Source organism: Gudongella sp. QWL-04, assembly GCF_058683975.1.
The window spans coordinates 1,549,596-1,569,869 of record NZ_CM178754.1; the positions used below are offsets into that span (position 1 = coordinate 1,549,596).

The 20,274-nt window shown below is 43.4% G+C and carries 18 protein-coding genes and 1 tRNA gene; 9 read left to right on the top strand and 10 right to left on the bottom strand.

Going from position 1 to position 20,274, the window contains the following annotated elements; all coding sequences use genetic code 11:
* Positions 1 to 27: 27 nt before the first annotated feature.
* From AC4PHB_RS07830 to AC4PHB_RS07845, 4 genes are all read right to left on the bottom strand, one after another.
* On the bottom strand, positions 28 to 1,734 hold the full coding sequence (locus AC4PHB_RS07830; protein WP_492135895.1) for a recombinase family protein: 1,707 nt from the start codon (positions 1,732 to 1,734) through the stop codon (positions 28 to 30).
* Positions 1,735 to 1,768: 34 nt separating this feature from the next.
* The gene (locus tag AC4PHB_RS07835; RefSeq protein ID WP_492135896.1) at positions 1,769 to 1,972 is read right to left on the bottom strand and encodes a hypothetical protein; all 204 of its coding nucleotides are present in this window, start codon (positions 1,970 to 1,972) and stop codon (positions 1,769 to 1,771) included.
* Positions 1,973 to 2,002: 30 nt separating this feature from the next.
* On the bottom strand, positions 2,003 to 2,413 hold the full coding sequence (locus AC4PHB_RS07840; protein WP_492135897.1) for a hypothetical protein: 411 nt from the start codon (positions 2,411 to 2,413) through the stop codon (positions 2,003 to 2,005).
* Between the two features lie 457 nt (positions 2,414 to 2,870).
* Complete coding sequence (locus tag AC4PHB_RS07845) at positions 2,871 to 3,947, bottom strand: AAA family ATPase (protein WP_492135898.1); 1,077 nt, start codon at positions 3,945 to 3,947, stop codon at positions 2,871 to 2,873.
* A 147-nt stretch (positions 3,948 to 4,094) separates the two neighbouring features.
* Here AC4PHB_RS07845 and AC4PHB_RS07850 point away from each other — a divergent pair, with 147 nt between their 5' ends.
* Complete coding sequence (locus tag AC4PHB_RS07850) at positions 4,095 to 5,198, top strand: DUF6076 domain-containing protein (RefSeq protein WP_492135899.1); 1,104 nt, start codon at positions 4,095 to 4,097, stop codon at positions 5,196 to 5,198.
* A 137-nt stretch (positions 5,199 to 5,335) separates the two neighbouring features.
* On the opposite strand, the gene AC4PHB_RS07855 is transcribed toward AC4PHB_RS07850, so the two are convergent.
* Complete coding sequence (locus tag AC4PHB_RS07855; protein ID WP_492135900.1) at positions 5,336 to 5,947, bottom strand: hypothetical protein; 612 nt, start codon at positions 5,945 to 5,947, stop codon at positions 5,336 to 5,338.
* A gap of 250 nt (positions 5,948 to 6,197) precedes the next feature.
* Here AC4PHB_RS07855 and AC4PHB_RS07860 point away from each other — a divergent pair, with 250 nt between their 5' ends.
* From AC4PHB_RS07860 to AC4PHB_RS07895, 8 genes are all read left to right on the top strand, one after another.
* Positions 6,198 to 6,389 (top strand): helix-turn-helix domain-containing protein, encoded by a 192-nt coding sequence (locus tag AC4PHB_RS07860; RefSeq protein ID WP_492135901.1) that lies wholly within the window; start codon positions 6,198 to 6,200, stop codon positions 6,387 to 6,389.
* Positions 6,390 to 6,458: 69 nt separating this feature from the next.
* A complete protein-coding gene (locus tag AC4PHB_RS07865) occupies positions 6,459 to 6,851 on the top strand; it encodes a very short patch repair endonuclease (protein WP_492135902.1) in 393 nt (130 codons plus the stop codon).
* Between the two features lies 1 nt (position 6,852).
* A complete protein-coding gene (locus AC4PHB_RS07870; protein ID WP_492135903.1) occupies positions 6,853 to 8,445 on the top strand; it encodes a DNA cytosine methyltransferase in 1,593 nt (530 codons plus the stop codon).
* Between the two features lie 143 nt (positions 8,446 to 8,588).
* Positions 8,589 to 8,822, top strand: coding sequence for a hypothetical protein (locus AC4PHB_RS07875; protein ID WP_492135904.1), 234 nt, complete (start codon positions 8,589 to 8,591; stop codon positions 8,820 to 8,822).
* Positions 8,823 to 8,833: 11 nt separating this feature from the next.
* A complete protein-coding gene (locus AC4PHB_RS07880; protein WP_492135905.1) occupies positions 8,834 to 10,732 on the top strand; it encodes a hypothetical protein in 1,899 nt (632 codons plus the stop codon).
* A complete protein-coding gene (locus tag AC4PHB_RS07885) occupies positions 10,716 to 11,603 on the top strand; it encodes a hypothetical protein (protein WP_492135906.1) in 888 nt (295 codons plus the stop codon). Before AC4PHB_RS07880 ends, AC4PHB_RS07885 begins: the two co-directional genes overlap by 17 nt.
* Positions 11,600 to 12,331: a DUF6339 family protein gene (locus AC4PHB_RS07890; RefSeq protein ID WP_492135907.1), complete on the top strand. Its 732-nt coding sequence runs from the start codon at positions 11,600 to 11,602 to the stop codon at positions 12,329 to 12,331. The genes AC4PHB_RS07885 and AC4PHB_RS07890 overlap by 4 nt, the downstream gene beginning before the upstream one ends.
* Positions 12,332 to 12,352: 21 nt before the next feature.
* Positions 12,353 to 15,352 carry a DNA-directed RNA polymerase subunit alpha C-terminal domain-containing protein gene (locus AC4PHB_RS07895; protein ID WP_492135908.1) on the top strand — a complete coding sequence of 1,000 codons (3,000 nt, stop codon included), beginning with the start codon at positions 12,353 to 12,355 and terminating at the stop codon, positions 15,350 to 15,352.
* A 50-nt stretch (positions 15,353 to 15,402) separates the two neighbouring features.
* On the opposite strand, the gene AC4PHB_RS07900 is transcribed toward AC4PHB_RS07895, so the two are convergent.
* From AC4PHB_RS07900 to AC4PHB_RS07920, 5 genes are all read right to left on the bottom strand, one after another.
* A tRNA-Thr gene (locus AC4PHB_RS07900) sits at positions 15,403 to 15,478 on the bottom strand.
* Between the two features lie 127 nt (positions 15,479 to 15,605).
* The gene (locus AC4PHB_RS07905; RefSeq protein WP_492135909.1) at positions 15,606 to 16,880 is read right to left on the bottom strand and encodes a radical SAM protein; all 1,275 of its coding nucleotides are present in this window, start codon (positions 16,878 to 16,880) and stop codon (positions 15,606 to 15,608) included.
* A 71-nt stretch (positions 16,881 to 16,951) separates the two neighbouring features.
* Positions 16,952 to 17,878: an AEC family transporter gene (locus AC4PHB_RS07910; RefSeq protein ID WP_492135910.1), complete on the bottom strand. Its 927-nt coding sequence runs from the start codon at positions 17,876 to 17,878 to the stop codon at positions 16,952 to 16,954.
* 54 nt (positions 17,879 to 17,932) lie between these two features.
* A complete protein-coding gene (locus AC4PHB_RS07915) occupies positions 17,933 to 18,949 on the bottom strand; it encodes an alpha-hydroxy-acid oxidizing protein (protein ID WP_492135911.1) in 1,017 nt (338 codons plus the stop codon).
* A gap of 182 nt (positions 18,950 to 19,131) precedes the next feature.
* Positions 19,132 to 20,220 (bottom strand): PepSY domain-containing protein, encoded by a 1,089-nt coding sequence (locus tag AC4PHB_RS07920; protein WP_492135912.1) that lies wholly within the window; start codon positions 20,218 to 20,220, stop codon positions 19,132 to 19,134.
* Between the last annotated feature and the right edge of the window lie 54 nt (positions 20,221 to 20,274).

A 20,274-nucleotide genomic window follows, 5' to 3' on the forward strand; every position in this document is an offset into this window, starting at 1 on the left:
AAATATTCCTCTGCTCGCAATCGGTATTCATCCGGCAAGGTCTTTCGCCAGTTCTTTTGCTTCGGCCACCAGCGCATCGTCAATCTCGACATCCTTCGCCATCGCCATGACCATAGGCAGCCCAAACATTTCCTTCATCTCCACATACCCGATGAACTTATAATGGATGTCCACCCGCTGGCTCTTGCTGCCGTCAGGGTTATCTGTCTTTTCATAGACGACGATTTTCTGTATCAACTCGTTGAGGATGTGCGTATTAAGCTCGGTGATGTCGGTGTATTTCTGTATCAGCGGCAGGAATTTTTCGATATTTTCATATACCGATTCCGCCCGTGTGATGATCTCCGTCAGCTTATTCCGCCGCTCTTTCAAGCCAGACTGCTCTGCTTCATAGCCTTTGGACATGGTTTGGTAGCGTTCCTCGGTGACTTTTTCGAGCGCCAAGTCCTCGTAGAGCTTGTTCAGAATCTTGTCCAATTCAGCGATTCTTTTGTCCACGGTCTTGAGTTCACGCTTGCATTTTTCGGTTTCCTGCTTCTTTTTTTCGGTCTTGACGGCGATGAGCATTTCCTTGTATTTGGGCGTCGCCAGTTTCGCCGCTTTCGCATTCCGGCGGATATCCTCCAGCACGAGTTGCCCCATAGTCTTCCACCCAATGGCGTGAGACGTGCAGCGATCCTTACCGTAGTTCTTATATACCCAGCAGGAAAAGCCGGTGTACTTACCCTTCTTCTTATCGAAGTTGACGTTAAGGGAGGAGCCGCACTTCGAGCATTTGACCAGCCCTGCGAACATCTGAACCTCGCCTTTGCTGTTTTCCCGCCTGCGACTTTTCATCAGCTGCTGCACCATATCCCACAGTTCACGCGATATAATCGGTTCATGCATGTTCTCAACGATAATCCATTCCTCCTGCGGGGCAGGGATTCTTTTCTTGTCAAAGAGACCTTTTACTTTCGTTTTTCCGAACACCACATTCCCTATGTAGGCCTGATTCATCAGGATAGACCGCACGGAAGTGGCGTGCCAGTCGAAGGGCTTACGCCAGTAATCGCTCTTGAAGTAGTCGGGATTATTCTGATTGAAGTAGGCCATGGGGTTTAGGATTTTGCGCTCCCGCAGGATTTTCGTCATGCGCACATAGCCGACGCCGTCAGCGAACAGCTGAAAAACCTCTCTCACAACATCCGCCGCGGGCGGGTCGATAATGAGCTTATGCCGGTCATTGGGGTCTTTCATATACCCGAAGAGGGCATGTCCGGCAAGGTACATTCCATCCAGCGCCCTCGCCCTGTGAGCCGCTTTTGTTTTGGAGCCAGCCTGCCTTGCGTAGAAGGAGTTCATAACATTCGTGAACGCCATTATGAGGTTGTCCTTGCTTTTTGCCGTGTCCACCCGGTCATACAGCGAGATGAAACGAACATCTTTTTCTTCAAAATAATGCTCGATGATGAGCCCCATTTCGGCATACTCCCTGCCGAAACGGCCCAGGTCATTGACAATGACCACATTGATTTTCCCCGCCTCGATGTCGTCCATCATGCGCCTGAAATCCGGGCGGTTGAAGTTCTGTCCGGTATAGCCATCGTCAGAATATATATCGCCGATGGCTATATGGTTGTCCTTGCAGTACCGTGTGAGTATGGATTTCTGGGTCTGGATGCTGCCACTTTCGCCGAGATCTCCATCATCCTGGCTGAGCCTGCAGTAGATTGCCGCTATTTCTTTTTCCATCAAAACACCTCTCTTTCAGCAACACACAATACCATCAATCCGTTTCAATAGCTATACAATTCTCCGATTTTTTGTTCGGAATTTTACCGGCTTCGGTTGCCCGAAAGGACTGCTGTATAAGGTCGCCAACCTTGTCAAAAATGAGCTTTTCCCCATCGAAAAAGCTGAAGGTGACATACTGAACCCCGCCTATAATCGTGCTGTTGACCCTGAAATCTCCTTTGAATAAAAATGGCATAGTGAGCCTCCTTGTCATAAATATTGACAGCTACACGTCCTCGCTGTGCTGAAATTTATATGCATCTTCAAATTTCTGGACACCTTCCAAACGCCTGATGTCATACTCGCATTTATCACGAAGACGCCGGAAATCTTCTCCCGATATCTTGGCTTGAGACGCTAAAATGTGTGAAATCAGCGCCAGCTCGACGGCAATTTTGAACTGTCCCGTGCCAAGAGATTTCCCAATTTGCTCAACCTTTTGCTGTGCTTTGGTAGCAAATGCGCTTTCAAAATACCTTGAATTCTGCTCTGCATTTAAGTATCCGGCGTAGTATTCGATAGCTTTTTCGACGAAAGCATTGCGGGAACTAACCTCCGCTTTCCGGAGATTTTCATCACAGAGAGACAGATGTTTCTGCGTTATGGCCAGCCCTGTCTTGATTCTTTGTTCTAACATGGTTTTCTCCTTCCTGTTTGGTTTTTGAGGGAGGTACCGCTTAACGTGTACCTGCAACCCCAGGCTGAATGCCGTAATACTGCGGACATTTCCGGATTACTCATTTTTACTGACACTTTTGAAGGTACCAAACGGCAATCACCGACACCTAAAAGGTACCGTCCCCGCCCTGCATTGCGGGGCGGTGTTTGCGGCGCGGGGTACCATCACCGACCACGCGCCTTTAACCTGCATGGTTTTCGACCCCATGGTTCACCCCCGATTTGGTATATTTTTCGCTGATGCCGATTATAGCTTTTGTCCGCTGGCAGGATTCTTGGCTGAAACAATCCTGAACATTAAAGTGAGCCATGCGGATCACTTTTTCCGAATTCGGTGACTACGCCCGCAAAGTGAGCCAAGATGGATCACTTTTCTCAGGTACGGTAACGGCAGCATACAAAGTGAGCCAACTTGGTTACATTTCTTCTCCTTGCGTCGGCTGCGACGGGTGCGTCGACAAATTTGATACTGACGCTGTATCTGTTTTGCCGTCATTACCGACGCAGCCGACGCGCTCATATTGGATGCTGATTTCTTTTCTGTCGTGGGTGCGCTTCATCTCAAATGTGATACCCTGCTCAGAAAGCTCCGCCTGATTGCGGATCATTTTCTTGATGAGGACGTTGGGTAGAATAACTGCTCCGCACATTTTTTCAATCTTGCCTGCCAGATCTGTCGCCGTTCCCGTGAACGAAAGGAGAGGCTCCATAACAGCAGAGAGATGAATAATAATTTCGTCGCTCGGCTGCGAATCGTCCGTGATGCTGTCGGACAGCAGATTCCAAACATGCGCCGCTCTATTAAACTCCAACTGCAGCTCCCGATATTCAATATCCCGACCAACACAGTAGAGCGTGGCGGCGTTCCCGCTGCGCTTGTCTTTTTTCAGAACGAAGTTTGAATCCGTCGCTCCGCTTATTCCTGTCGTGCCGGAAATCATATTCATGGGATCGTCGTCGTTCATCTTACGCAGATGGTGGATGAGCAGGATTGCAATCCGATGCTTGTCCGCCAGCTGTTTCAAAATACCGATGTCGCGGTAGTCGCTGGCGTAAGGGTTGGCGTCGGTACTCGCTTTCCGTATCCTCTGGAGCGTGTCGATGACAATAAGCACCGTATCGGGATAGAATTTCAGAAAATCCTCAGTCTGATTTTCCAAACCTTCGCCGATGACCGCCGACATTGTTGCGAAACGCAGATTATCCGGCGCTTCATCCGTGATGTCGAACAGCCGGTTCTGTATCCTGCTGAAGCTGTCCTCCAGACAGAGATAGAGAACAGTCCCGCTCGTAACGGGAAAATTCCACAGCGTTTCACCCGACGCTACCCGCAGACAGATTTGCAGAGCCAGCCACGACTTACCGATTTTCGGCGCTCCCGCAAGGATGTGCAGTCCCTGGGGGATGAGCTGGCTGGCGATGAACCGCATCGGCGGCAGGGGGGTTGTGAGCAGCGTTCCGGCGTCCATTGTGATTAGCTTGTTCTGTGACATAGTGACCTCCTTTCTTTTGTATCCGATTGACTAATATTTTTTTATCGGATACAATCAATATAACAGAGACGATTTTTCAGCACAAGAGATCGGAGTTATGTCAGGTACATTGCGAAAATCTATCGGATACAAGAGGGTGAGAAGAACATGGCGATAGAGACCAGACCTATCAGCGATAAGGAAAATAAGATACAGGAGTTCACGGTGCATTTCTGGAATGACCGTGTAATCTTCGATGACAAGAACCTGCCTGTCGGACAGGTTTCAACGAAAGTATTGAATGTCGCCGATGACCGTCTGCTTACCTTCCGGCGCAAGGCATCGGAGACTCTTGATTTTATGGCTAAGCATTTCTTTGACCCGAACATAAAAAAAGATCTCGCTCTTGTCACCGCCGTGCAGGACAAACTGAACGAGTATCAGGACGCCGTATTAACCTTTCCGCTGTATGAACATCTGAATATAGACAGCAAGTTAACGCACAACACGCTGACCATTGCGTTTAGGGATTTCCCCGATGAATTTCAACGTTTAATCATACCGACGACACGAGAGTATCAGATTTATGCCAGATTTATAAATAACATTTGCAGGATTCCCGATGAGATTATCGGCTTTCGTTTTTATATAACAAAAATGCTAGATCACTATTTTGAAAATCTGAAAAAGCGGAATGCAGAGCATTATGCTTTCGGCGTCTACAAATTCTTTTCTGACAAAGAGGCGCAGAGGGTGATGGCTTCACTCCTGCCGCCTATTCCGGAGTATATGTTTATGCAAACGCGCGAAGCCATGATTGAGTACAACACCATGCCGAGTCCGGATGATGAGAAAAAATATATCATAGCCGAGAGGCTGGTATTTACATCCATCGCTTCATTCCTGCACACAGATTTTTTCAGAGGGTTGATGAACGGCAATGCCCCTCGCCGCTGCCACAACTGCAAACACTTTTTCCTCTTAAGCAGCGGATACGACACATGCTATTGCAACAATATTGCGCCGGGCGAAAAAGAGAAGACCTGCCGGAAGGTCGGGGCTCACAAAAAGGAAGCGCGCAAAGAAGGTAAAACACCCGCCCGCCTTGAGTACGACAGAGTATATAACAAGTTTAAGACCCGACACGCAAGGGGTAAGCTCTCCACTGACGAATGGAACGCCGCTGTCGCCCTGGCTTTGGAGTATAAGGACAAAGCGGAAGCCGGTGAAATCACCGGCTTGGAGCTTAAACAGATTTATGAGAAGATGTGAAATATGCACTCACAGCGTACTATATACCCCGAAGCTGAACACTCGGAGATGTAACTCATAGCTTCAGAGCCCTGCGTTCCTGAACAGAAAAGGAAGCACACTTGGTCTAACTGGCTGAGTGTGCTTCCTCGTAAGTTTTATGGATTATATGGCTCTCCGTTTGGTTTATATGCCGGAGGAGTGCTATCTTTTGTTACTGGCGGCTGAAGCTCGGTGTATATGACATCACCCGTAATCTCCGGATCTGCGTATGCCGGAGGTGATGTGCTGCTTGGTGCAGATCCATCGCTGCCCATAATTCCGATTTTATGACCGTTCTCATAAATATCCTCGGCAACTGTACCGCCGCCCATTATCCCGACCTGCTTATTGATATCGCCGTCGCTGCCGACAGTCGCGCCGCCCAGGATGCCAACTTTGTTACCGGTGAGCTCGTCGCCTGGGTTGCCGACCATTGTTCCGACGCTTCCACCGCCCTCGTCGACTATCCACCCGAAGCCCGGTAACCATATATGTGGCTTGCCGTCAATGACTGTTCTACCTCCTGGCTTTGGTTCGGCGGAGGCTGGTGTGGATTTTGACACAGGCTTCGGTGCTGGTTCTGTTTTTTCTACTGCTGTTATCTCTGTTATTTGCGGTTCGCTTTCTGCGACATCCTCTGATGTAGGGGTATGCATATCATCAGAGATAATAATATGCGGTGTTTCTTCTGACCGAGCCTCAATTTCGGCGCTTATGGCGGTTTTCACCGGCTCGGCGGGTAAATCCTCGACTTCGGCGCTCCAAGGCCACACAGCGGCACACAGAGCGACACGGGCGATTATGGCTATTCCGGCAGTTTTTTTCTTCATTTCAACTACCTCCCTTCAGCATGACACAATACCATCAAGCAGGTGCGAAGTCTATACGCAAATGTATATAAATTTACAATAGTAGTTGATATTTTATAACTTTTGCAGTATTATATTTTTAGGGTTATTCTGCTCAAGGAGAGGTTATATGGAGAACATCAATGAGGAACGGTGGATTTCTCTCAAAGAAGCTTGTAAATATCTCGGAGTTACCCGACAGACGGTTCTTAACTGGATTGAAAAAAAGGGATTGCCATCCGCTAAAGTCGGAAAGCTATGGAAATTCAAGACTGATGAAATAGATGAATGGGTGCGCAGCGGAGGAGCTAAAGACCGCTGATGCACTGATTTTCTGTTTTATGGGGGATATATGCCAGATAACCATTCCAAGGAAACCAGAAGTTTCAATATGTCGAGAATCCGAGCAGTAAACAGTAGCTGCGAAGAGATTGTGAGGAAATACCTTTTTTCTCGTGGACTGCGATACAGGAAAAATGATAAACGATACCCTGGAAAACCAGATATCGTTCTGCCAAAATATAAGGTTATGGTTTTTGTAAACGGATGCTTCTGGCATATGCATGACGGTTGCAAGCAATCAGTGCTTCCTCAAAGCAACGCTGATTACTGGATACCAAAACTGCAAGCCAATCGTGAACGAGATGAAGCGAACAGAAGGTGCCTGGAACAATCAGGCTGGCGGGTTATTACGGTCTGGGAATGTGAGCTTAAAAAAGATATATCTCAGCAGACGCTGAGACAGCTGTATGAGAAAATAACACTCTTTTCAGGAGAAAAATGATATGCTGAAAACACTCGATTTGTTTGCGGGCGCCGGAGGTCTAAGCTGGGGTTTCGCACAAACAGGCAAATTTCATATAGTTGCAGCGGCGGAGAATAATCCTAATGCTCAGAGGACGTATTTAAGAAATCATGGTAAAGTCCGCATGATACCAAATGTGGTCGGCTGTAACTTCGCCGAATTAAGTACAGATCTCGGCGGCATTGACATTGTCATCGGCGGACCGCCATGTCAGGGCTTCTCAAACGCCAACAGACAGAAAAGTTCTGTTGTCTGCCTGAACAATTCTTTAGTAAAAGAGTATTTCCGAGCAATCCGTGAAATCAAGCCTTTAGCCTTTGTTATGGAAAATGTAAATATGCTTCAGTCTGATGTCCATAGGTTTTATGATACGGCAGATGACCATGAGGAAATTGAACGACTCGGAATAGCGTTAAGAGAAGATACCATTGCGCTGTCGAAGCACGAAATTCATGGCATTGACATACTGCCTCTTGTTCAGGATCATGAACAGTTAACCTTAGCCCTGCTTCCTGAGAGGCTATATACATCGTTGCATACTTTATGTAAAAACAAAGGGTCTGAAGCCCGGTTGAAAAAATACATAGAAAAAAACGATATTTCAATAATAAACCAAATCGAAAGATATTTGACTGATATTCCGGATTCAGTATATATCCAGTATAATGCCGTGCGCTTAAGAGTCATACAAGATTCTCTTACCCGTACACAGGGCATTTCTTCATATTCAGAACAGTTATCAGAGCTTATTGAATACCAGAAAGCCTTGCTAACCGCACAGGAAATTTATTGCAATAGTATATTGCACAGATTTGAGCACAAAGCAAACACCCAGCATACAATTGCCCATGTTCATTCCTATTCAGTCCTTGATTATATAAATGCCGTATTAGGAGATGACTATAAACAAACAGGGACAACAGTAAATGCACGCTGGTTTGGTGTTCCTCAGGAAAGGCTTCGCTATATAAGAATTGGAATTCGTTCTGATATTGCTGGGGAACACGAGATTTCGTTGCTATCGGAGTCCGCTGACATACCTTTTATCACAGTTGAAGATGCAATTTCCGATCTTCAGAATTGCGATGTTTCATACAGCAGAGAAGAGCACGGTATTGATTATGCGGAAGCTGATTTGCCCATTTCAGAATACGCTCGTTCATTAAGACATAACGGTTTGCTGTTTAATAATATAGCCACAGAAACAACACCCGAAGCCTTAGAACGTTTCAAAGCGCTAAAAGAGGGCGAGAACTTTCATAAACTTCCGAAAAATCTCATCGGTTCATATGAGAAGCCGGAACGCACACAAAACACTATTTATTTAAGGTTAGACAGCAAAAAATACTCTGGCACTGTTGTTAATGTAAGAAAATCCATGTGGATTCATCCGAAACTGGACAGAGCAATTACTGTAAGAGAAGCTGCCCGGCTGCAATCTTTCCCAGATCGTTTTATTTTTGAAGGCACAAAGGATTCACAGTATCAACAGGTTGGCAACGCCGTTCCTCCACTAATGGCAAAAGCTATCGCTGAAAATGTTTTAAAATATTTGCCATTGGACGATAAATAGAGAATAATACGGCACGTACATTTCAAAAATACAGATAACATTTTGAAAATGTTATCTGTATTTTTCGTATATTACAAATTATCATTGACAGAGTGCGCCATTTTGCGATAGAATATTTTTACACTTGGAAAGGAGTGAATAAAATGGGGACTCAGGAAACAAAGCGCGAGAAATTCGTTAGAATTGTTGAGGCTCGCACAAACAAAATCATCGATATGATTCAGCTGCTCGGAAACTGCTCCAACGCCTCCGCTTATGAGTATACCTCCGGGGATATCGATAAGATTTTTTCTGCAATTGAAAATGAGCTTAAAGAGGCTCGTAAAAAATTCAACAAAATTGAGAGCAAGAAAAGTACCCGTTTTACGCTTGAATAGGAGGTAGTGCAATGAGATGGTCGTTTCCATCGAATAACAAAGGTGATATTAACGGTATCGGTAATTCAGGTGTCGAAACTTTTCAAGGAACTCCCCTGAAATCGCTGGCTCGTGAAATATGTCAGAACTCCCTTGATGCGGCACTCGAAGGAAAAACTGTGGAAGTGGAGCTTATGCCCTTTGCCCTTGATATCGGCGAATTCCCTGATGCGGAATCACTTGAAAAAGCATTTAGGGCTTCCTTGGACTTTTGGAGTGTCCAATCAGTAAAGAAAGCTACTGACTTTTTTGAGCGTGCTATTAAGATGCTGGAATCAGGGAGCATTCCATTCCTTAGAATAAGTGATTTTAACACTACAGGGCTCAAGGGTTCAAAAAGCGAATACAATACCCCCTGGTGCAATTTAACCAAATCATCAGGAGCATCAGATAAAGCAGGAACATCAGGCGGGTCATTTGGTATAGGCAAATTTGCCCCTTATGCCTGTTCTGAATTTCGAACCGTTTTTTATAGTACGCTGGATATAGAAAATGTTACAGCTTTTCAAGGCATATCGAGAATAACCAGTTTTCGCACAGATGACGATGATATTACAGTAGGTGTTGGTTACTATGGCGATGACAATAATCAGCCTGTATATTCGCAGCTTAAACTCGACCCTCATTTCAGACGCGAAAAGAATCAGACAGGAACAGATATATTTATAGCTGGGTTTCGTTTTTATTCAACAGATTGGAAAGACAGCATTATCACTTCCGTGCTTGATGGATTTTTATATGCCATCTATACCGGCAAACTTGTAGTAAGGGTCTCCGATGTCGTAATAGATAAAGATACGCTCTCAGCGCTGATTGCAGAATACCAAACCTCACTTTCGGAAAATGCGGATAAATACTATACAGTTTTAACTTCTGACGATACCGTTTGGTATGAGGTCGACTTCAAAAATCACGGGACTGTGCGCTTAGGTCTTATAATTCAATCGGACAAGCATCAGGTCGAAATGCACCGAAAAGTCGCTATGATTAGAAAAACCGGAATGAAAATCATGGATCGCGGCAACATTTCCGGCATTATTCCTTTTGCCGGAGTAATGCTTATTGAAGGCGAAAAGATAAATGACTTCCTACGCAATCTCGAAAATCCTCAGCATACAAAATGGGAACCTGAGCGCATGGAGCCTAAGAGCCAAGTCCCCTATGCACGCGCCTACATCAAGGAATTAGTTGACTACATAAAAGATTGTCTGGAAAAATTGAAGCAGGACAGCGATGTTGATGAGATTGACCCAGATGTGGGGGAATATCTGCCTGATGAAGGCGACATGGATTCCGGTGAAGATGCACACGAAACTGAGTCGCTTCCTGATACCATTAAGGCGATTGAGGTGACCATTCCACCGCGCAGCAACACCAAGACGAGCGTGTTTACTGATGGAGATGAAACCACGACAGATGATGAACAGGGAGATATCGTCGAAGAAGACACTGATTCGGGTGCCGGACACAATGATGGCAACGATAGTTCCGGCGGCTCCGGCGGCGGTTCATCTGACGGCGAGGGGCACGGCGAAAACCCAAAAGAACACCACAAATCACTTGTAGGCATCACTACCTCAAAAATCAGGGTCGTCTGCCTTAACAAAGATGCCGGTGAGTATTCCATAACATTTGTACCTACTTCTTCTGCGGAAAACGGACGGTTTGATTTATTTCTTTCCGCAGAATCACAAGATTATAACGCACCGATTATCTCGGCTATAGGCATGGGGCAGCCGCCGTTAACCGTAGATGAGAACCGCATTTCAGGGTTGTCGTTTACCGCCAATACTCCCGTTCGCCTTAAAGTTACTATTGATTATCATGATTACTGCTCTATGGAGGTAAAAGCATATGGAAATAAGGCCTAAGCTTTATCCTTACCCAGTGCTGTCATACTATTCTGATGATTATGTAGACAGTAATTTTGATACGGTTGTTACCCCGGTAAGAGATGGCTATAACATCCGCCTGGACTTCCTTGCGGAAGTAAATAATTCAGGAATATCAGATTTACTGTCTTCCGGAAAAGCGAAAATTGTCTATCATCTAGAATGTGCCCAGACAGGATACCGAGTGGCAGTATCAACTGAGAAGAACGAGCTTTCATACGGTATCGTCAATAAAATGATCAGCGGCAGACTGCAGGTCTGTCCGTTCATTGTCGCCGAAACAGAGATTTCGGAATATGTAAATCCAAATTTTCACGAAGACTACCGTGGCTTTAAGTTTGCAATTGAAGAAGGCTGCGTAATGGCTGTTGGAAAACAGGTAAATATCAATGTTGATAAGGATATCAGCGATTTATCAAACACTCCGTCAGTTTTCAGCATAATTAAAAATGACGATGAATTGGCATTAGGTATGGTTGTTGACTTTAACTATAAAAAAATAGTTATCAAATTGCCGGAACGGGAGTTTTTCAACTTCAAAAGCTTAAAAGGCCAGCCGCTGATCCAATCGGTTCTTAATTCTTTAGTAGTAATACCAGCACTTACATATGTGCTTGAAGAGGTATCAAAAAGGGAGCCCTCCGAAAGATATGAATATAGTTCATACGCATGGTATCGGGCTGTAAAAAAGTCATTGGCCAGCAAATTCAGCTGTGACATCGAAAGTGAACAGTTTTCTGAACGCAACATGCTTGAAACAGCACAGAAATTAATAAATGTCCCTCTTTCAGATGCCCTGCAGACGCTATCGAGCGGATACGGAAATACCAGCGAGGAGGAAGATGAATGAAACTTACTTTCTTAGAAGATGACAGCCTGTTTGCGCTTAAAAGCAATCTAAGCAAGCTATATACCAAGTTCTCGTTGCCTGATGCAGAATGGATTACAGAATATTTTGGCCGTTCTCCTTTTATTGAAACCAAGTACTCTGTTGACGATTTCTCTCTTGATATGTCTCAAGATAAGCCGTTCTTGACTGAGTTTGAAAATGTGCAGCGTGTTTATAACAGTCTTAGTTTTCTGTCAGGCTCTCAAGCTTCAGACGAACGGCTTTGGGCAGGATTGTGCATAAACCATTTCTGGAAATATACTCAGTACAGATGGGATATGGTTTCAAACTGCACTATTGATAGCGTAAAGCAGCATTTTTTCTTTGGTTTCGGCGCAAGACGTTCTCTAACAAGAAATGCTATTGCGCGTTTATGGTGGATAGGACGTCTGACGCATGACCCGTCCCGGAAAGACCCTTATGAGCTTACTCGTTTTGTCTGTGAAAACGCTGACTATATCATGCACATACTTGAACGCAATACGTCAAACAGTCCCATTATTACGAAGGCATTTTTATCTGCACTCTTAACAGCCAGAGAGGAAGGATGCCTCATCAATACCGATACTGTCGGAGAATTATCAAAATATCTTAATCTCCTCGGCGGAACATATATTTTGGATTGTCTGCCGGAATCGAAAATCCATGATAAAATACTTGAGAAAGCAAGAAGCATGAAGGCTTCTTAGCCGAAAGGAAATTGGCGTCTGATGTTAGAGTCGATCTTAACTCTTTACAGTGATGAACGGTTCGAGAAAATACTGTATTACCTTAAAGAGCGAGGCTTTTTCACTCTTGACGCTTTAGCGCGCTTTGATTTCGATGAATTGCTGTTTGTGCCTGGAGTTTCAGAAGCCCTGATTTTAGAAGCTAAGCAGCTTTTTTCTCTCTGCTATGTGACTTCTTTAACTGCCGAAGAAACCTCAAGCACTGCAGCACCCGTTTTTGAAGATGTGATAGAATCCGTTGGAAATACTGATATCGGCGATGCTGATACGCATGTTGATGAGAACGATAACCTGTCACAGCAAGCTGTTAAAATAAAAGATGCCTTAATAACCGATGTCTATTTCAGCGTGCCGCGAAGCGCACCCTTTATTGTAAAATGCTCTGCCGACGGAAAATCACTCATGAGCCAGCTTACAGAGGCAGATTTTGATAACGCTGCAAATCTAAAAGGGCTTGGTATCGTTTCGGCTGAGAATCTCAGAAAAGTGTATCATGATTTTATCAGCTCTCCTTCTTCAGCGGTCAACTCCAATACTGGTGAAGCAGTTTATTTTTCAAACTCGATAGACCATCTTCCGCTATCTGTAAGAGCGCGGAACTGTTTGATGCGCTCTGGAATCACTTCACTCGAGGAGCTATTATCCTTGGGCGAGGAGGATTTAATGCGCATCAGAAACATGGGAGCGAAAACCTTCCATGAGATTCTGGCTTTCCGAGAAACAGTATCATTGCCGGAAACAGATTCATCCAAACTGTATTATCTTGAAAACATCGCTTCTGAAAATAAGCCGATTCCTATTCCCTTGCTTCATAATATCGGTCTGTCTGAACAAGGGCTTGATTTATTCCAAAGAAACAATCTTTTTATTGTCGGTGACCTTTGTGACCGGAAGCTGACCCCGCAGGAATATTCTTTCGCCCGTATGATTGACAGTTACTTTTCTATTCCGGTAACTCAGCATTTTACTGACGCTGTTGAAGCTCTTAAAGACAGCGCGAAGATTAGTTTGGCAAAGCGTTGTACTGGAGCGACGTTGGAGGAAATCGGAAAAGAATTGCAGGTAACTCGCGAAAGAGTGCGGCAAATCCTTGCTAAAACGTGCCGTAAGCTTACAGGCATTGCCGAATTAGCTGCAGGCGTTCTGCTTTCAACAGATAAGGCTGCCTTTTCCTTTACAGATCTCATTAACCTTTTCCGCTCTGAAGAGTCAGCCATGTATTGTAAACTTGTTCTGCAGGAGTCTGAATATGTTCGCTATATCAAGTTTTCCGACAGCTTCATAAAGGCTTCTGTATGCGGCGCTGACATCAAGGGCAGGCTCAAAGAATATACGGATGAAATCATCGGAGAAGGCATTAATTTTTATGATAATCTCGAACTAATTGAATCTGAGCTTAAAAAGCATAATCTGGATTATTTTGATGCTTCAGATATTATGAATTTCCTTGTACATAACAAATACCGTTTTTACGGCGATTATGTCACGAAGGGTGCTCAGCCGTATGCAATTGTCTGTCACGATGCTGTTCGTAAATTCTTCAGGCTTGATATCAAACTAGATTCTGATGAAGATAATGAGGATATGCGCTTGCTTAGGCAGGTCATAGCCAAACATTATCACGGAGTACCCCTGCCTCCTAATAATAGGGCATTAACTGCCGGGATGACTCGTGATGCTTCAAAATTAATTCTCTCAGGCCGCGGGCGATATTGTCCTATTGAGAAAGCTATATACAGCGTTTCTTTATTTGAGGAGATTTACAGATTTATCAAAAACAGCCCTCAGACTTCGTTTTATTATTCTGAACTGTTTTCACATTTCCAAGGACGTTTCCTGGCAGAGACGAATATTGATAACCCGAATTTTCTGCATGGGATGCTTAAATGTCTGTATCCGAATGAATTTGCATACGAAAGAGACTTAATGTCCAAAGCCGGCGAGCTCAGGCAGGATATCGATGACCGTTTGAGTCAGCTCCTTCTTGAAAATGGCCGTGCTATGACCAAAGCAGAGATTAAGCAATCAATTCCCGGCATAAATGATTTTGTTATCGCATTTTCCGTGATGCGGCTGCCAGAGGTTATTCAATGGGACTATAATGAATTTAATCACATAGACAATATAAAAATAACAGATGAAGAACGAGCGATACTCTCTGACGCGATAAAGACTCAAAATGAATTACATAGCGGTTATTCGAGTGATGCCCTGCTATTCACGGCAGTAAAAGACACCTGTAAAGAATTTCTTTCGAGAAACAATATAGCCAATCCTCAAAATTTGTACTATGTAGCATCATGTCTCTTTGAAGGTGATTACCGATTCAAAAGACCACATATCCTTTCTAAGGACTTCCCGGTGCAGGAAATATCGGCGGCCAATATTGCACAGGTTCTGCTCCATTGTGAAACCGATTTAAATTACGAAAAATACAACCGTCTTGCCGTCGCGCTTGGATGGGCAGGAGGTACGGTATATTCCATCTTCTCCGAATTAGAAAAAGATTTTATTCGAGTATCAGAAAATGATTATGTACGAAAGACTTATTTCGGCGTGTCGCAATCGCTGATTAATTCAATTTCAGACTTGCTGCATGGACTTGTCAGTAAATCAGGGTATTTTGCTTTCAACAGTATATTCGATTATGAATCGTTCCCGAAGTGCTCATACAAATGGAATGGCTTCCTTTTGGAGTCTATAATCACTGAATACGATACGGGTTTTCGTATCATATCGCCGCAGATTCGTGATCGGCGTTATCAAAGAGGCTTAATTGTCCCTAATGATAGCCTTTACGACACTTTTGAGGACTTAGTCATAGGAAGCCTTATATCTGATGGCATATCAAGCCTGTCCGAAACTGAGCTTTTGAAATACCTTAAAATGCGCGGCCTGATTGTCACAAGCGCAATTCCGCAGGAACTGTATGAATGTCCGAAACTGCCATTCAAAAATGAGGTTTTCACTGTAAAAAAGTAAACAGTAAAAAATCCTTAGAACCATCATGATTCTAAGGATTTTCTCTTAAATGGAGCTGGCAAGGTGACTTGAACACCCGACCTGCTGATTACGAATCAGCTGCTCTACCGACTGAGCTATGCCAGCATGTATGCGAGGGCGGGGTTTCCACCCTCGTATTTATTATATTAACTTTATACTACCTTATCAACAACCACAGACCTGCGCATTACGAGTGCGCTGCTCTACCTCTGAGCCACACCAGCAACTGTTACTACGGACATTGTATTACTCCCTGAGCCCAGAGACATCCTCCGCAAACTGGTGAACCGTCAGTTCTGCAGTCTGTTTCGTTTGAATTTATATCCTTGCACCCTCCACATAAGACACAGGGTGAAAACTCAAATCTATACACGTTTTCTCTAAACTCTCTGTACCCACTGCTATCCCAAATATTCTTCAGAGTTTTTTCTTTTATGTTTCCTAGTGTGTATTCATTCATTCTGCGTTCATTGCCATTCAAGAATGTGGTGTATGAATGAAGCAACCCCATACATGGAGAGACCATTCCATCCCATCTTATAAAGGATATCCGGTCGTTGATGAATCGGCAGTGGTCATCATATGCTTTAAAGCTCTCGTTTAGAAGTTTTACCTTCATCATTGATCCTCTGATATCGTGTAGGGCATCTTTTGTAGTCTCATTATAATCTATCCTTGGGAGGCTTATCTCAGGGATTATTATCTCTTTGAAGCCTATCCTTTCCTCTTCTGCCTTTGTGTAAGCCAACGGCTTGAAGAGTACCTTTCTGCAAAGCATCTTGCTTTCCATCTCTCTGTCATAAGGAATAACATTGCTCACAGATATTTTTTCTGCCCAGATGCTTGCTGCAAAGCTTCTTAAATTTGATAGCTCATTTACATTATCCTTCGTTGCAACAAAAGCTATACCAAGGGTCATTTTTCTGTCACTGTCCTGGTTCATTCTTTTGAACAGCTTAAGGCTGTCATGGATGCCGCCAAAATCAGCTCCTTCTCTAATAGCATTGAAGGTCGAGGTCTCAGTGCTGTCAATAGAGACCCATAGGGTATCCAATCCTGATGCAAATAGCTTTTCGAAGCTTTCTCTATTCAGCATAGTACCATTAGTGGTCATCTCCACCTTAAGTCCATGAGACTTTAAGGCAGCTATCATATTGTATATCTCAGGATGATGCATCGGCTCACCGAATCCACCAAACATTATCGATTCAACTGATGAAAACTCCTTAAGCTGGCTAACCAATGCATTAAAGATCGACATTTCCATGAAGCCTGGTGTTTCGCTCCATGTCCTCCTTATGCAGGTAACGCAGTTAAGGTTACATGCCGATGTTGGTTCTATATAAAGTCTCGAAAGCGAATGGATGGATGGAGTGAGAATCAGCTTCCCATTTTCTTCAGTCAAAATATACTCCGTGTGCTTCACGGCTGAATCATTGCCGATATTACTTGCATCAAGCATGATAGAACTGTTTGGATCCCTTTGTATGTATTTGATTCTTTCCATCCTCTCACCTCCTTTAGGATATACCTATAATGGGATTGTACTACCGCGCTTCTCATTTTTCAACTGGGTAACTAAGCTGGTATTAAAGCGAAGGCTGCCATAATGACCAGGTTTATTGTTATCATACTTAGTATAGTCGATGTGAAAACCGCCTGTGACGCGAACTCTGGCTCATTATCAAGTTCAATGGATGATAGTACGACATTTACTGCAGTAGGCGCTCCAAGCCCGATCACAAGTATTCGCGCCAGCATCCCTTGTACACCTAAAAGTGTAACTATAAGATAACCCACGACTGGTGATATGAGAAGTCTTATGAAGTTTGAAAGATAAAGCCTAACGTTGCTTATTGCAAATTTTGTTTCCGAAAGCTGTGCTCCTAATGTTAGAAGAGCAATTGCCATATACCCAGACGCCAATATGTTTATGGAACCCCATATTGGGGAAGGTATTATTATTCCTGAAGACTTCATTGCAAACGCTCCTGATATAACATATATCAGAGGCATCTTAAGAACATATAAAAATGCGTCCTTTGCTCCCCTGTTGCCTGATCCGGCTGTAAAAATCCCAACTGTAAAAAAAACTATGTTATGAGCCATCATTACGATAGCTTGGACTGAAACTGCAACTGGATCGTTAAATAGAAGCTGGACCAATGGCAGACTGAAATTCCCCGCATTATAATAGGTTGATGAATTGATAAATACGCTTGATTCTGACTTTGAGTATTTTCTTATTCTAGCAATAATCGTTGAAAAAGTTACAAGAACAAGCAATGCACTTACTGTGACGATTGCAGTGGTCAAAATTATCTCGCTGCTAAGCTCACTTTCGTAAACCTTGACGAACAGCATGCATGGTATCAGTATATAAAACTGAAGCTTAGTCAAAGACTTTATATCTATGTGGAATATTGTGTTTACAACTGCACCGGCAGTTATGATCAAGAAAATTGGCAATATAACGTTGATAAACAGATAACTGAAATAGGTCATTATATTTCTCCAGGTAGTGTAGTCAGACAGGCCGTTTACAGTGGCCCGCCTTTTTTAGAATCTTATCTTATCTATGGATATATCCTCAAGAGTAGAGCATCCTGTCATTAGCATGGTATCTCTTAGTTCCGTCATAAGCTTTTCGGTGTAGAGCTGAACTCCATCTGCTCCTCCGCCGAAAGCTGATATGGTAAAGGTCCTGCCAATCAAAACGGCATCTGCGCCTAGAGCAAGAGATTTAAATATGTCAGCTCCGGTTCGGATACCGCCGTCTACAAATATCTTTATCCTATTTCCAACAGCCTTTCTAATTTCAGGCAGCATTTCAGTTGTAGCAGGAGTATTGTCCAGAACCCTGCCTCCATGATTTGACACAACTATCCCGTATGCTCCTGACTGGACAGCCTTTTCAGCGCCTTTGCTGCTCATTATACCTTTTATTATAAAGGGCAGCTTTGTTGAATCAACTATTGCCTTTAGATCGTCTACAGTCTTTGAATAAACAGGTTTGCCTGATGCTGCCAGATGGACTAAGCCTGCAGAATCTATATCCATAGCAAGAGCAAGTACATTAAGATCTTCAACTATTTTTATTTTCTCAAATATCTTTTCCTGAGACCAAGGTTTAAGAGTAGGTATACCCCATCCACCTACCTCCTTCAAAGGCTTCAATGGTGAATTGAAATAGTCGTCATTAGCTCCGTCTCCTGTAAATGCAGCTATTCCTGCGGCTTTTGCTCCCGTTAAGGTTCTTCTGTGGTATTCCTCCTCCGACAGCTTCCCACCGTAGTTTATGTCCATTCCGCCTATCGGAGCTACAAAAATTGGAGCTGAAAACTTTTTATCGAAAAGCTCTATGGATATATCCTGACCTTTACCTTCATAGATGGTATCCATTACCACTTTTACTTCATTAATGTAGTTGAAGCTCCTGATAAATGAATTTCCTGTCCACTTTGCTCCAACTCCAGGTACCCATCCCCTGCAGGCAACACCATTGCATTCCTTACACACAAGGCAGTTTGGAGACATTATCTCCTTTGCTTTTTCCCTTACTTCGCTGTAATTCATATGTATTCCTCCCCGATCCCTATTAGGAATATTATGTTTAATATTATATCACTTTAGCTTGATATTTAGAAACCCTAAGTTCTTCTCAGCACTATTAAAGGCAAAGAGAAACCGGGAAGGACATTATTTCCTTCCCGGTACTTATTGTTATAAACAATATGATATTGGCATTATATCATACATTAATCTCTCTCATCTTCATCGTCATCGTCATCATCTTCATCGTCGTATTCATCATCGTATTCATCATCGTCATCTTCGTCATCTTCGTCATCTTCGTCATCGTTATCATCGTAGTCTACAGAATCATCCCTGTCATCATCGAGCCACTCTTCATAATCATCATCTGCATCATCTGATTCAAACTCGATAACCTCACCTGTAAATGCATTGATTTTTATCTCATATTCTATACCATTGCCAACAATTTTTACCTCATACTCCTTGTCATCATCATCGAAGTCCAATTCAACTATTTGGCCGCTTACAAGATTCAATGCTATTTCTTTAGCTTTTGAATCGCTTATAGGTTGTTTTGTGTCCTGTTCTGATGGTCTGGAATCTTGTTTAGGCTGTTTTGGAGTGGACATTGACACTACGTCGATATCATCCTCAATATCGATCTCTTGTTCGTCATCCTTATCTTCAACTTCCTGCTTTGTAACTGCTCCGGTTTCTGCATTAATTTTCAACTCATATTCTAACCCATCTTTAACTATATGAATCTCGTATTCCAGATCATCATCATCTAACTCAGTTTCAATTAACTGACCATCTACTTTAGATAGTGCAATTCTCTCAGCCTGCTCTTTACTAATAATATCTATTGGCATTCTGTCCTCTGAAGCGTCGTCATCATTATCTTCATCTTCAAAAGATCTCTCAGTCAAGGAATCATCTATCGTCTGTTTGATTATCTTTGCTTCAATTTGTTTGTTTTCCAGCATAGCCTTGATGGCCTCGTTCACTTTATCTACCAGCTTTGAATCTGTATTCTCGTCTTTTACCGTTAAAGTTACCGTATTATCCTTTCCGCCAGAAATATATCCTGTTAAAATCATTAAATCTACCAAATCATTTACAGTGCCTTCAAGTGATTTATCCTCAAGATCGAAGTTTTCCAGCAATCTCTCTGCATCAATATTAAGTGGTTTGATTTCAACCACTCGATTGAGACGATTTGTGATGATCTCTATGCTTGGATTGACATCCAACCTTATGCTGTTTGCTGGTTGAATTAAGGTGAATCCACCAAATATAACGCCAATCATTATTATGGGTAATATATAAACCAAGTTTTTTCTTAGCTTTGACATCTTTATCCC

What these genes read in the sequence shown, in the direction of transcription:
- AC4PHB_RS07910 (WP_492135910.1), bottom strand. Translation starts at nt 17,878, where the DNA reads ATGACCTATTTCAGTTATCTGTTTATCAACGTTATATTGCCAATTTTC.
- AC4PHB_RS07840 (WP_492135897.1), bottom strand. Translation starts at nt 2,413, where the DNA reads ATGTTAGAACAAAGAATCAAGACAGGGCTGGCCATAACGCAGAAACAT.
- AC4PHB_RS07890 (WP_492135907.1), top strand. Translation starts at nt 11,600, where the DNA reads ATGAAACTTACTTTCTTAGAAGATGACAGCCTGTTTGCGCTTAAAAGC.
- AC4PHB_RS07860 (WP_492135901.1), top strand. Translation starts at nt 6,198, where the DNA reads ATGGAGAACATCAATGAGGAACGGTGGATTTCTCTCAAAGAAGCTTGT.
- AC4PHB_RS07915 (WP_492135911.1), bottom strand. Translation starts at nt 18,949, where the DNA reads ATGAATTACAGCGAAGTAAGGGAAAAAGCAAAGGAGATAATGTCTCCA.
- AC4PHB_RS07865 (WP_492135902.1), top strand. Translation starts at nt 6,459, where the DNA reads ATGTCGAGAATCCGAGCAGTAAACAGTAGCTGCGAAGAGATTGTGAGG.
- AC4PHB_RS07920 (WP_492135912.1), bottom strand. Translation starts at nt 20,220, where the DNA reads ATGATTGGCGTTATATTTGGTGGATTCACCTTAATTCAACCAGCAAAC.
- AC4PHB_RS07850 (WP_492135899.1), top strand. Translation starts at nt 4,095, where the DNA reads ATGGCGATAGAGACCAGACCTATCAGCGATAAGGAAAATAAGATACAG.
- AC4PHB_RS07880 (WP_492135905.1), top strand. Translation starts at nt 8,834, where the DNA reads ATGAGATGGTCGTTTCCATCGAATAACAAAGGTGATATTAACGGTATC.
- AC4PHB_RS07830 (WP_492135895.1), bottom strand. Translation starts at nt 1,734, where the DNA reads ATGGAAAAAGAAATAGCGGCAATCTACTGCAGGCTCAGCCAGGATGAT.
- AC4PHB_RS07895 (WP_492135908.1), top strand. Translation starts at nt 12,353, where the DNA reads ATGTTAGAGTCGATCTTAACTCTTTACAGTGATGAACGGTTCGAGAAA.
- AC4PHB_RS07875 (WP_492135904.1), top strand. Translation starts at nt 8,589, where the DNA reads ATGGGGACTCAGGAAACAAAGCGCGAGAAATTCGTTAGAATTGTTGAG.
- AC4PHB_RS07885 (WP_492135906.1), top strand. Translation starts at nt 10,716, where the DNA reads ATGGAAATAAGGCCTAAGCTTTATCCTTACCCAGTGCTGTCATACTAT.
- AC4PHB_RS07870 (WP_492135903.1), top strand. Translation starts at nt 6,853, where the DNA reads ATGCTGAAAACACTCGATTTGTTTGCGGGCGCCGGAGGTCTAAGCTGG.
- AC4PHB_RS07845 (WP_492135898.1), bottom strand. Translation starts at nt 3,947, where the DNA reads ATGTCACAGAACAAGCTAATCACAATGGACGCCGGAACGCTGCTCACA.
- AC4PHB_RS07905 (WP_492135909.1), bottom strand. Translation starts at nt 16,880, where the DNA reads ATGGAAAGAATCAAATACATACAAAGGGATCCAAACAGTTCTATCATG.
- AC4PHB_RS07835 (WP_492135896.1), bottom strand. Translation starts at nt 1,972, where the DNA reads ATGCCATTTTTATTCAAAGGAGATTTCAGGGTCAACAGCACGATTATA.